Here is an 11,539-nt window from a genome sequence, read left to right on the forward strand (position 1 = left end):
AGCGGCTCCGTCGTTCCCTCAGAGTTATCGTTCATGCGCTTCATCGCCGGTCTGTTCGCGTTCGCCGCCGTCCTGTCCGCCGTGCCTGCCACGGCGCAGTTGATCGATCCGGGAGTCGCCGCGCGCAAGCCGATCCCGCCGATCACCGACAAGGAGAACCTGCTGCTGCTCGATCTGTCGACCGGCGGGCGGGTGACGATCTGGCTGCGCCCCGACGTTGCGCCAAACATGGTCGAGCGGGTGAAGACGCTGACGCGGCAGCATTTCTATGACGGGCTACCCTTCCACCGGGTGATCGACGGCTTCATGGCACAGGGCGGCGATCCCAAGGGCGATGGTACCGGCGGATCCACGCTGGCGAACGTGGCGGCGGAGTTCAACTACCTGCCGCATGTGCGTGGCGCGGTGTCGGCGGCACGCGCGGACGATAAGGATAGCGCCAACAGCCAGTTCTTCATCGTGTTCCAGCCGCGCCTGAACCTCGACAAGAAGTACACGGTGTTCGGCCGGGTGATCGACGGCATGCAATATGTCGACTCGATCGAGCGGGGCGAGCCGCCGCAGAATCCGTCGAAGATCGTCCACGCCTATATCGCCGCCGACAATCCGCCGGCGTTCGTGGCAGCGCCGGCTCCCGTTCCGACTGGGCTGGGCGCGCCGGTGACCTTGCCCGGCACGGGGCCGGCCGGCGTGGCCGCACCGAAGCGGGCCCCCACGACCAAGGCTGCTCCTGCGAAGGCTGCTCCCAAGCCAGCCGCCAAGAAGGCTGTGCCGGCCCGTTGAACGTCGACCTTTTCGACTTCGACCTGCCGGCGGAGCGAATCGCGCTCCACCCTGCCGCGCCACGCGATGCGGCGAGGATGTTGGTGCTGGACGGCGATGCGACGGCGGACCGGATCGTCGGCGATTTGCCGGCCAATTTGCGCACGGGCGATTGCCTGGTGTTCAACGACACGCGGGTGATCCCGGCGCAGCTGGAGGGGCGGCGCGGCGATGCGAGGATCGGCGCGACGCTGCACAAGCGCGAGGGCGTTCGCCGCTGGCGCGCCTTCGTGCGCAACGGACGCCGCCTGCGCGAGGGTGACGCAATCGACTTCGGTGAAGATGTGTTCGCCGTCGCAACGGAGCGCGGCGAGGACGGGAGTTGGGTACTCGACTTCGCCGGGGCCGAGCCGGTCGAGCTGCTGCTGGAACGCGCGGGCCGCATGCCGCTGCCGCCCTATATCGCCGCGAAACGCGGGATCGAGGCGCGCGATGCCGAGGATTACCAGACGATGTTCGCCGACGAGCCGGGTGCAGTCGCCGCACCGACCGCGGCGCTCCATTTCACGCCCGGATTGATGACGGCCCTGTCCGCGGCCGGCATCGCGCACGAGACGCTGACGCTGCATGTCGGTGCGGGCACGTTCCTGCCGGTGAAGGCCGAGGATACCGACGATCACCGGATGCATGCCGAATGGGGCAGGATCGACGCCGCCGTGGCCGATCGGCTGAACGCGGTGCGCGCGCGCGGCGGGCGCGTGATCGCGGTCGGCACCACGTCGCTGCGACTGATCGAGAGCGCGACGGGTGATGACGACGTGATCCGGCCGTTCGAGGGCGACACCGCGATCTTCATCACGCCCGGCTACCGCTTTCGCGGGATCGACGGGCTGATGACCAATTTCCACCTGCCGCGATCGACCTTGTTCATGCTGGTATCGGCGTTGATGGGGCGCGAACGAATGCAGGCGGCTTACGCGCACGCGATTGCCGCCGGATATCGCTTCTACAGCTATGGCGACGCGTCGCTGCTCCTGCCGGGGAAGGCCGCATGATCCTGCTCGCCGCGCTGATGCTGCTCCAGCAGGAGGCCGCCCCGGAAATCCTCGTGACCGCCCGGCCCAAACCGTTCGACCAGACGCCCGCGACGATGGTGGTGGAGCCGGTCGCGATGATGATCGCGGCCTGCGACGCGGACGGTGACGGTGAGACGACGCGGATCGAGATGGAAACCGGCGTCCGGCGCTCGTTCGAGGCAATCGATACGGCCAAAAGCGGCAAGCTGCGCTACATCGCGTTCGCGGACTGGGCCGAGCGGTGGCTGGGTGACCGCAACGCCCTGCCCTCCCCGTTCGATGTCGACCGGGATGCGGACGGCGCGGTGACGTTGCAGGAATTGCAGGACCATTTCTCGCGCCTGTTCTCCCGCTTCGATCGGGATCGCGACGGGGCGATCAACCGCGCCGAGATCCTGACGATCCGCACGACCCCGGCGGATGCGAACGGGCCGCAGAAGCCGCTCGCGCCGAACGGCAAGGATCGCAAGCGGGACAAGAAATGACGCGCTTCGCTTTCACGATCCAGGCCACCGACGGTCGTGCGCGTACCGGCGCGATCGCGATGGAGCGCGGCACGATCCGCACCCCGGCCTTCATGCCGGTCGGCACCGCCGCGACGGTCAAGGCGATGAAGCCCGCCGACGTCGTCGCGGCGGGCGCGGACATCATCCTGGGCAACACCTATCACCTGATGCTGCGCCCCGGCGCGGAGCGGGTGGAGCGGTTGGGCGGGCTGCATGCCTTCATGGGCTGGGATCGGCCGATCCTGACCGACAGCGGCGGCTATCAGGTGATGAGCCTGTCCGAACTGACGAAACGTTCGGAAGACGGCGTCGCGTTCAAGTCGCATCTCGACGGAACGCGGCACATGCTCAGCCCGGAACGGTCGATCGACATCCAGCGGCGACTGGGCTCGAACATCGTCATGGCGTTCGACGAACTGGTGCCCACGACGACTCCGCGCGAGGTGCAGGCGGCGGCGATGGAGCGATCGATGCGCTGGGCGAAGCGTAGCCGCGACGCGTTCGACTCGGGTGAGGAGCATGCCGCCCACAACGCGATCTTCGGCATCCAGCAGGGGGCGCTGGACGAGGGGCTGCGCAAGAGTTCGGCGGATGCGCTGATCGATATCGGGTTCGATGGATATGCGGTCGGTGGACTGGCCGTCGGCGAGGGGCAGGAGGCGATGTTCGCCTGCCTCGACTACGCGCCGCAGCAATTGCCGGCGGATCGGCCGCGCTATCTGATGGGTGTGGGCAAGCCGACCGATATCGTCGGCGCGGTAGAGCGCGGGATCGACATGTTCGACTGCGTGTTGCCGACGCGGTCGGGCCGTACCGGTCAGGCGTTCACGCGGGGTGGGCCGCTGAACCTGCGCAATGCGCGGTTTTCAGAGGATCGGGGGCCGCTTGATCCCGAATGCCCCTGCCCGGTTTGCGCGACGTGGAGCAGAGCCTATCTCCATCATCTCGTCCGTTCAGGCGAGATTCTGGGTGCGATGTTGATGACGGAACATAATATACGGTTCTACGAACACCTGATGGCCGACCTGCGCGCGGCGATCACGGACGGCACGCTGGCGAGCTTCGCCAACACCTTCCGCGTGCGCTATGCCGGCGAGACGACTGGAGAGAGAGCATGACCGAGACGCCGAACGCCGGGCACGAGCCGAACGAGATTCTCGCCGCCGCCAAGGAGGCGAAGGATCACGCCGCCGCCGCCGCGGAGAAGATGCTGGATCGCAAGAACTGGCAGCTCGGCAAGATCGGGCTGGGCGTCGGCATCGGATCGGCCGCCGTCGCCGCAGCGGTGCTGTTCGCGAACCGGCAGCGGGGCGGCAAGTGAAGCGCGCGGGTTGCGCGCTGCTGCTGGCCTCCACCCTCCTCGCCGCCCCCGCCTTCGCGCAAACCCGCGCGACCGCGGCCGTTCAGCCGATCGCGTTCACGGAACGAACGCTCCCGAATGGTCTGCGTGTCTATGCGATCCGCGATACGACGACGCCGAACGTCTCGATCCAGGTCTGGTACGATGTCGGCGGCAAGGACGATCCGGCAGGCCGCTCGGGCTTCGCGCATCTGTTCGAACATCTGATGTTCAAGGCGACACGCAATCTGGTGCCCGAGCAGATGGATCGGCTGACGGAGGACGTCGGCGGGTACAACAACGCGTCGACGGGTGACGACTACACCAATTATTTCGAGGTCGTGCCGGCCAACCACCTGCAACGCCTGCTGTTCGCGGAAGCGGACCGGATGGCGAGCCTGGTCGTCGAGCCGACCAGCTTTGCGTCGGAGCGCGACGTGGTGAAGGAAGAATATCGCCAGAGCGTGCTTGCGCGCCCGTATGGCAAGCTGTTCAGCACCTACATGCCCGCGCTCGCTTATAGCCGGCACCCCTATGCGCGCGGCGTGATCGGCGACATCGGCAATCTGGACACCGCGTCGATCGACGACGTGCGGGCGTTCCACGCGACCTATTACCGACCGGACAATGCCGTGCTGGTGGTGTCCGGCAATTTCGATGCGGCGCAGCTCGATCGCTGGATCGACCAGTATTTCGCGCGCATCGCCAAGCCGGATCGCGCGATACCGCGGGTGACCGTGACGGAGCCTGCGCGCACCGAGGCGGTGACGCGCACGGTGTACGAGCCGAACACGCCGCTGCCCGCCGTGCTGATGTCGTGGCACCTGCCGCCCGATCGCGATCCGGACGTGGCGGCGCTGACCATCCTCAACGCGGTGCTGTCGACGGGCGAGAGCTCGCGGCTGTACGAGAGCATCGTCTATCGCGACCAGCTGGCGCAGTCGGCGGATTCTATCCTCGACCTGCGGCAGGGCACGGGCAACCTCGCCCTGTTCGCGATGATGGCGGGCGGCAAAGACGTCGCGACGGGCGAGGCGGCGTTGAAGCGCGAAGTCGCCCGGCTGCGCGACCAGCCGGTTAGCGCCACCGAATTGTCGGAGGCGAAGAACGAAATCCTGACGACGGCGATCCGTGCGCGCGAGACCGCGGAGGGCAAGGCGTCGACCTTGGCCAACTCCGTCATTATCGACGGCGACCCTCGCGCTGCCGACAAACAGCTTGCCGCGATCGCCGCGGTCACCGCCGCCGACGTACAGCGCGTGGCGCGCCGGTATCTGGGCGAGCAGCAGGTCGCGACGATCCGCTATCTGCCGGCCGAGCAGATGCCGAACAACGTGCGGCTGATCCCGATCACCGTCGCACCGACCGTACAGGTGGCGGCGCTGACCCCACCGGTCGGCATCGCCGTGGTGACCCCTGCCCCGGTGGGCGAACGCGTTGCGCCACCGCCACCCGCCGCCGTCGTGGCCGCAAACCTGCCGAAGCCGGTCGAGACGAAGCTCGCCAATGGCTTGCGGGTGATTACGGTGGAGCGGCACGACCTGCCGCTGGTCACGGCATCGCTGGTCGCCTCTGGAGGCGCCGCGGGCGATCCGGCGACGCGGGCGGGTGCGAGCAGCCTGACGGCTGACCTGCTCACGAAGGGAACGAAAACGCGCTCCGCCACCGAGATCGCGCGGGCCGTGGAGTCGCTCGGCGGGTCGATCGGGGCGGACGCCAGCCGCGATGGCGCATCGATCGACATGACGGTGAAGTCGGACCAGCTTGCGCCGGCGATGACGATCCTCGCCGATGTCGCTCAGCATCCGGCGTTTGCGGCGGACGAGATCGAGCGCGCACGAGTGCAGGCGATCGACGGCGTCACGGTGGCGATGAAGAACCCGGCGCAACTGGCCGGCCTGATCGCCAATCGCGTGGTGTTTGGATCTGGGCCGTACGCACCGCCGCTCGAGGGGACGCCGGCGTCGCTGAAGGCGCTGACGCAGCAGGACATCCAGTCGGCTTATGGTCGGACATGGCGGCCCGATCGGGCGGCCTTGGTGCTGGTCGGCGACATCACGCCGGTGGCGGCGAAGGCGCTGGCGGAGAAGCAGTTCGGAACTTGGCGTGCGGCTGGCGGATCGCCCGCGGCGGTGACGGCGGTCGCCGCACCCACCCCGCGCGTCGTCGTCGTCGACGTGCCGAGCGCCGGTCAGGCGGGGGTCGTCGTCGCACGGCCCAGCATCGTGCGGGCGGACGAGCGTTACTATCCGCTTGCCGTCGCCAATACCGTGCTGGGCGGCGGTTTCTCGTCGCGGCTGAACCAGGAGATCCGGATCAAGCGCGGGCTGGCATATGGCGCCAGCAGCGGTGTGTCGGCGGGACGCCTGCCCGGCAGCGTCATGGCGCGGACGCAGACCAAGAACACGACGGCGGCGGAGGTCGTGACGCTGATCGCCGCCGAGATGGCGCGGATGGGCACGGCGGCGGTACCGGATGCCGAACTGGCGACGCGCAAGGCGGTGCTGGTAGGCGGCTTCGGACGGACCGTGGAAACGACGGACGGGATCGCCGACCTGCTCGGTGGCTATGTCCTGCAGGATGTGCCGATCGACGAGTTGCAGCGCTACACGACCCGGATCGAAGGCGTCGATGCGCGCGCGGTACAGGCAGCGGCGGCGCTGCTCGACCCGAAAGCGGCGAGCATCGTCGTGGTGGGTGACGCCAAGCAGTTCCTGCCGGCGCTACGCAAGGCGTACCCGACGGTGCAGGTCATCCCCGAAGCTGCGCTTGATCTGGCTACCGTGACGCTGACACGCTGATCGTCTCTTTTCAGGACGGCGGCGGCGGCGGCAGGGAAAGCGCAAGGACTCCGCGGCTAAGCGAGGCCGATGAAGCGGTGGCAACCTATGGATCGCCAGCAGGTCTGGGCAGCGATGGCGCTGGCCGGGTTGCTGTTGGTCGCGGCGTTTGCGGCGGCGGCAGCTTGGCAGATCGCCACCGCCGTGCCGGCGGTGCCGCGTTCAGACAGCGCCTTGCCGCCGCCGGTTACGCCGTCTGCGCTCAGGATCGTGGTGGATGCGCACCGTTATGCCGAGTCTGCGGCGCCGGCGAGCGGGGTGACTGGGACTACGGTGCTGCCGGCTTTGCCGAGTTGGGTCGGCGCGGGGGACGCCGGCGAGGTCGGGATCGTTGCCGCCAAGCCTTTCGCGCTCGGCCCCGCGTCGGCGGTGGATCATGGGCGGGCGCTGCAATGTCTTGCCAATGCGGTGTATTACGAGGCGGCGTCGGAGTCGGACGCGGGGCAGCGGGCGGTGGCGCAGGTCGTGCTCAACCGCGTGCGGCATCCGGCGTTTCCGGCAACCGTGTGCGGCGTGGTGTATCAGGGGTCGGAGAAGGCGGGATGCCAGTTCTCCTTCGCATGCGACGGGGCCACGGCGCGGGTGCCGGAGGCGAAAGCCATGCTGCGCGCCACGCGGATCGCGGCGGCGGCGCTGGCGGGATACGTCTTCGCGCCGGTCGGCTTGGCGACGCATTACCATACCTATGCCGTGACACCGGCGTGGAACCGGGCGCTGGTCATGACCGACGTGGTCGGCGCGCATTTCTTCCATCGCTGGAAAGGGTATTGGGGAACGGCGCGCGCGTTCTCGCAGACCTATCGCGGCGGCGAACCAGGGGTGGGGAGTCATGCGCCGGTCGTTCCAACATTGCCAGCGGTGAGTTCCGCGCCCGGCGTCGTCGCGGCGGCGCACTCCGCGCCGGCCAGCCCGCCGATCCCGGACATGCTGCCGCAGTCGGGGCAGGTGCTGGATCGGTGGAAGGATTCGGGGAAGCCGCTGACTCCATGAACCAGCGGCCTCCGCGACCGGTCAGCGGCGGTGCTGGCGGTCGTTCTTCTGGACGCGGATGCGGCTGCTGAGGGCGTCGAAGCGGCGGTCGAGATCGCGCCGTTCTGCCTGGGTCAGGCCGTTCTGGCGGTAGCGATATTCGAGGCGCGACAGATCGCGATACTGGGTGCGGAGACGGCCGGCCTCGGCGCGGTTCAGTGCGCCGGAGCGGACGCCCTGGTCGATGCGGCGTTCCAGATTCTGCTGGCGCTGGTCGATCGGCTGCCAGCGCTGGGCGGTGGCCGGAACGGCGATGGTGGCGAGGCCGATTGCGGCGAATATCAGGGACTTCATCAACCTACTCCTTGTTACGCGATGACAGGGAAGTACGACGCGGCTGTCGCAATCCTGTCCCCAACCACATCCGAAAGTGTCGCGGGATGTGTCGGAACGCGTAGTGCGGCAATGGGTTGGATTGACGGAAGGAATTCACATCATGACCGACCGCGATCCGCACGCCACCGACATCCGCACCGACAAGACCGACGATCCCAATCTTTCGACCGAGCATCAGGAACATGGCGACGCCCGGTTGCCGAGCGATCGGCTGGACAAGGATCAGGCACCGCCCGAGGAAACGATCCCGCGGAAGTCGTCCCTCACCTGAGCACGACCACCGCGGGACCTGACCGCATCAGCGGCAGCGTACGTTGTTGCGGTCGATCGCGCGGCCCGCCACCGCGCCACCGGCGGCACCCAGCAACGTACCGAGCGTGTCGGAGCCGCCGCTCGCGATGAGGTTGCCGAGCAGGCCACCGGCGGCGGCACCGACGATCAGGCCGGTCGTGCCGTCGTTGCGGCGGCAGTAATATCGCCCGTTGCGACCGCGATAGACGCGGTCGTTGGCGGCAAGGCGACGCTCGCGGTAGCGGCGGTCGTCGACATAATAGCGTTCGGCATCGTAGCCGCCATAGGACGGGTCCGGGCGGTTATAGTCGTAGGAGGAATAGCTGCGGTAGCGGTCGTTGCCATACCCTCCCCCCGTCGCGCAGCCCGCCAGCGTGGCAGAGGCGAGCGTCGCAGCAAGTATTGCGGTGGTCTTCGGGGTCAGGCGCATGGCAGGCATCCTTTCTCTATCCGGTTGATATCGATCAAATGCGCCGGGTGGCGAAAGGGTTGCGAGGGTCGGTTCATCCACCGACGTGGAGTCATCGATCAAGCCAAACCGCCCCGTTCGGCCTGAGCGAAGTCGAAGCGTCGGCCATTTGGCATGGCCTTCGACTTCGCTCAGGCCGAACGGGGGAGTCCGGCTCAGAGTCATGGAGCCGGCCGCCCAACACTGCCTAGTTCAGCGTGTGCTGCAACGTGATCTCGCAGTTCAGGACCTTGGAGATGGGGCAGCCGGCCTTGGCGCCCGCCGCGATCTCGTCAAACTGCGCGGCTTCGATGCCGGGCACGGTCGCGGTTAGGGTCAGGTCGGAGCGGGTGACGGTGAAGCCGTCGCCGTCCTTGTCGAGCTGCACCGCGGCCTTGGTGTCGAGCGTTCCCTCGGTGAAGCCGGCCCCCGCCAGTGCGAAGCTGAGCGCCATCGTGAAGCAGCTGGCGTGGGCGGCGGCGATCAGCTCCTCCGGGTTGGTGCCGGGCTCGTCGCCGAAGCGGGTCCCGAAGCCATAGGGATTGTTGTCCAGCACCGTCGACTGGGTGCTGACATGGCCCTTGCCATCCTTACCGAGACCTTCGTAGCGGGCGGTGGCGGTGCGTGTCGTCATGGGCTTCTATTCCTTCGTTTACTGAATCGTCGTGCCGCGATCGGCGGCGAGACTGGGGGCCGGGCCGGTCGCGGGACGCAGGCTCTCACGCTCTTCCGCGGTCGGCACCGCCGTGGGGTCCGGCCGGAAAGCCTCTGGCGCGCGGTTGGTGCCGGGGCGCGGCGCATCGGCGGCGAGATCGGGCACCGCATGTTCGGCGGGGCTCGACGCGGCGGCCTCGCTGGCGCGACGGCGGACGAAGAAGGCGGCGGCGAGCGAACCGGCGAGCCCGAGCGCGGCGGCACCGGCGGCCAGCGTCTGCATGCCGAAGCGGCGGTCGGCGGGCTTCGCGTTACGCGAGGGCGAACGGCGAGCGGCGCGGGGCTTGCCCGTCGAGCCCGTCGCATTCGCCTTGCGGTTGGGAGCCTTGCGGGCGGGCGTCTTCGTCTCGGCGGAGTTCGCCGGAGTGCGGGGGGCCATCGTCTTGCCTTTCGCTGGAGGAGGATGCGGCGTTCAACCCCCCGGGCGGCGGGGTCGTTCCTTCGCGCAGCGCGGCGATGTCCGCGCGCACCGCATCGAAATAGGCGAGGCGTGCCGCCTCCGCCTGTTCGGGGTCGACCAATTCGCCATCGGCCATGCGATACAGGCGATAGGCTTGATCCATCAGGGCGCCTTCCTCGTCAGTGAGTTGGCGCTCATACTTGGCGTCGCCCCATCGGCCGAACTCCAGCACATCCTCCGCACCGGGCGGCGGCGGGAAATCGGTGAGGAACAGCCCGGTACGGGTGTGCTGCCAGACGTGCAGCGCATCGTCATTCATGGCCTGCGCCGCGGTGCGAAGTGGAGGAAGTGGAGGCGTCGGCGCGTCGTCTGCCCCTTCGCGAGCCGGAGCGGCGAAGTGGAGCAGGCCGGCAGCCTCCGCCCGCGCCCATTGCTCCGCGGTCCAGCCGGCGCGGGCAGCGGGATCGAGATCGGTCATGTCGACCTCCCGCGCGATGTCCGCGCCGACGCGCAGCCAGCGATCGGCGGCGGCGAGCGCGAGCAGTGGCGCGAGGTCGCGTTCATCCTGTGCGCTGTTGCCGGAGGCTGGCCCCTCCCCCGCCAGACCGCGGCGTTGCAGGAACAGCCCGGCGGCGGCGGGGCTGTCGTCGGCGGCCATGCCCGCCAGCCACGCGTCCCAACCGCTGGCGATCAGCCGCGCCGCGCCCTGCGACGGGGTGCCGGCGGCGTCGTCCGCCTGCCGGTCGAGCCGCGCGAGCATGGTCGAGGCGAGCCGGTTGTCGAAGCGGTGCCGCGTCCAGGTCGATCCGTCAGGGCGGCTGTAGGTATCGACCTGCCCGTCGATCGCACGGGCGGTCAACGCATCGGCGATCCTGTCCCGCGCGAGCAGGCTGGCCGCCTGCCACCCCAGCGCAAAGGCCGACCCCGCCGCGCGCCGCCGCAGCGCATAGGCGGACGAGACGGACATGCCGACATGCCGGCACGCCTCCTCCACCGTCGCCCCCACCGCGACGGATTCGAGGAACGCGCGCTGACGCTCACCGGTCCAGCCGTCGTGGCGAATGTCGCAGGGCGTGTTCGCGTTCATGGTTTGTCCTTTCGAGAGAGGACGGACCATGTATCTTATGCGTGGGGTTGTAGGACAGGGGGCGAGTCGGGATGACGGTGCTTGACGCAGCGATTTACGTAGTTACATATTTCTAGTGGAGATCAGTTTCGATCCTGCCAAGCGTGCAGCGACGCTTGCGGAGCGCGGACTGGACTTCGCAGAAGCCGGTCGCGTTTTCGACGGACCGGTGTTCGAGTTCGAGGATGTCCGCTTCGATTATCCGGAGCGGCGGTTCTCGACCATCGGGCTGCTCGGCGAGCGGATGGTGGTCGTCATCTGGTGCGAGACGGGCACCGGGCGGCGCATAGTGTCGATGAGGAAGGCCAATGACCGAGAACAATCCCGGCTCCGCAGTCGGCTCGCTTGATCCCGCCGACGATGCGCCGGAATGGACCGACGCCATGTTCGACGCCGCGGAGTTCAGTGTCGGCGGTGAAGTCGTGCGGACTGCCACGGGGTATCTGGGCAAGACCGGCGTGGTGCGCGGACGCCCCGCGCAACGAGGCCGCGCGAAGCAACAGGTGACCTTGCGGCTGGACCCGGACGTGGTGGAGCGGTTTCGTGAAAGCGGTCCGGGGTGGCAGGGGCGGATCAACGAGGCGTTGCGACGGGTGGTGGGGCTTTAGGAATATCGCTGTCCGGCGAGGAGGACGGCCGGTATCTCGATCCGGTTGGTGAATGGACCGGTGA

Annotated in this window: 15 protein-coding genes; 10 read left to right on the forward strand and 5 right to left on the reverse strand. The window is 68.3% G+C overall.

What is annotated here, in order from left to right; all coding sequences use genetic code 11:
- Positions 1-33: 33 nt before the first annotated feature.
- The 7 genes from ILT43_RS05370 to ILT43_RS05400 all read left to right on the forward strand — a co-directional run bounded on the left by ILT43_RS05370 (position 34) and on the right by ILT43_RS05400 (position 7,513).
- A complete protein-coding gene (locus ILT43_RS05370) occupies positions 34-783 on the forward strand; it encodes a peptidylprolyl isomerase (RefSeq protein WP_204195912.1) in 750 nt (249 codons plus the stop codon).
- Positions 780-1,817 (forward strand): tRNA preQ1(34) S-adenosylmethionine ribosyltransferase-isomerase QueA, encoded by a 1,038-nt coding sequence (gene queA, locus ILT43_RS05375; protein WP_204195913.1) that lies wholly within the window; start codon positions 780-782, stop codon positions 1,815-1,817. Before ILT43_RS05370 ends, queA begins: the two co-directional genes overlap by 4 nt.
- Positions 1,814-2,323, forward strand: coding sequence for an EF-hand domain-containing protein (locus ILT43_RS05380; RefSeq protein WP_204195914.1), 510 nt, complete (start codon positions 1,814-1,816; stop codon positions 2,321-2,323). The genes queA and ILT43_RS05380 overlap by 4 nt, the downstream gene beginning before the upstream one ends.
- A complete protein-coding gene (gene tgt / locus ILT43_RS05385) occupies positions 2,320-3,462 on the forward strand; it encodes a tRNA guanosine(34) transglycosylase Tgt (RefSeq protein WP_204195915.1) in 1,143 nt (380 codons plus the stop codon). The genes ILT43_RS05380 and tgt overlap by 4 nt, the downstream gene beginning before the upstream one ends.
- Positions 3,459-3,665, forward strand: a complete 207-nt coding sequence (locus ILT43_RS05390) for a hypothetical protein (protein ID WP_204195916.1) — start codon at positions 3,459-3,461, stop codon at positions 3,663-3,665. Before tgt ends, ILT43_RS05390 begins: the two co-directional genes overlap by 4 nt.
- Positions 3,662-6,484, forward strand: coding sequence for an insulinase family protein (locus ILT43_RS05395; protein ID WP_204195917.1), 2,823 nt, complete (start codon positions 3,662-3,664; stop codon positions 6,482-6,484). The genes ILT43_RS05390 and ILT43_RS05395 overlap by 4 nt, the downstream gene beginning before the upstream one ends.
- A 69-nt stretch (positions 6,485-6,553) precedes the next feature.
- Positions 6,554-7,513 carry a cell wall hydrolase gene (locus tag ILT43_RS05400; protein WP_204195918.1) on the forward strand — a complete coding sequence of 320 codons (960 nt, stop codon included), beginning with the start codon at positions 6,554-6,556 and terminating at the stop codon, positions 7,511-7,513.
- Between the two features lie 21 nt (positions 7,514-7,534).
- On the opposite strand, the gene ILT43_RS05405 is transcribed toward ILT43_RS05400, so the two are convergent.
- Positions 7,535-7,846 (reverse strand): hypothetical protein, encoded by a 312-nt coding sequence (locus tag ILT43_RS05405; RefSeq protein ID WP_204195919.1) that lies wholly within the window; start codon positions 7,844-7,846, stop codon positions 7,535-7,537.
- 142 nt (positions 7,847-7,988) lie between these two features.
- On the opposite strand from ILT43_RS05405, the gene ILT43_RS05410 reads away from it, so the two are divergent.
- Positions 7,989-8,159, forward strand: a complete 171-nt coding sequence (locus ILT43_RS05410) for a hypothetical protein (RefSeq protein WP_204195920.1) — start codon at positions 7,989-7,991, stop codon at positions 8,157-8,159.
- Positions 8,160-8,186: 27 nt separating this feature from the next.
- Here the strand turns inward: ILT43_RS05410 and ILT43_RS05415 are convergent, their stop codons facing one another.
- The 4 genes from ILT43_RS05415 to ILT43_RS05430 form a co-directional block, all read right to left on the reverse strand.
- Complete coding sequence (locus tag ILT43_RS05415) at positions 8,187-8,609, reverse strand: glycine zipper 2TM domain-containing protein (protein ID WP_204195921.1); 423 nt, start codon at positions 8,607-8,609, stop codon at positions 8,187-8,189.
- A gap of 226 nt (positions 8,610-8,835) precedes the next feature.
- On the reverse strand, positions 8,836-9,261 hold the full coding sequence (locus ILT43_RS05420; RefSeq protein ID WP_204195922.1) for an OsmC family protein: 426 nt from the start codon (positions 9,259-9,261) through the stop codon (positions 8,836-8,838).
- 18 nt (positions 9,262-9,279) lie between these two features.
- The gene (locus ILT43_RS05425; RefSeq protein ID WP_204195923.1) at positions 9,280-9,564 is read right to left on the reverse strand and encodes a hypothetical protein; all 285 of its coding nucleotides are present in this window, start codon (positions 9,562-9,564) and stop codon (positions 9,280-9,282) included.
- Positions 9,565-9,592: 28 nt separating this feature from the next.
- The gene (locus ILT43_RS05430; RefSeq protein WP_204195924.1) at positions 9,593-10,828 is read right to left on the reverse strand and encodes a hypothetical protein; all 1,236 of its coding nucleotides are present in this window, start codon (positions 10,826-10,828) and stop codon (positions 9,593-9,595) included.
- Between the two features lie 115 nt (positions 10,829-10,943).
- On the opposite strand from ILT43_RS05430, the gene ILT43_RS05435 reads away from it, so the two are divergent.
- Both ILT43_RS05435 and ILT43_RS05440 read left to right on the forward strand, forming a co-directional pair.
- A complete protein-coding gene (locus tag ILT43_RS05435) occupies positions 10,944-11,216 on the forward strand; it encodes a BrnT family toxin (RefSeq protein ID WP_204195925.1) in 273 nt (90 codons plus the stop codon).
- Positions 11,176-11,475, forward strand: coding sequence for a BrnA antitoxin family protein (locus tag ILT43_RS05440; RefSeq protein ID WP_204195926.1), 300 nt, complete (start codon positions 11,176-11,178; stop codon positions 11,473-11,475). Before ILT43_RS05435 ends, ILT43_RS05440 begins: the two co-directional genes overlap by 41 nt.
- The last annotated feature ends 64 nt before the right edge of the window (positions 11,476-11,539 follow it).

Origin of the sequence: Sphingomonas longa (genome assembly GCF_016892685.1) — a bacterium.
In the GTDB taxonomy this organism is placed as follows: domain Bacteria; phylum Pseudomonadota; class Alphaproteobacteria; order Sphingomonadales; family Sphingomonadaceae; genus Sphingomonas; species Sphingomonas longa.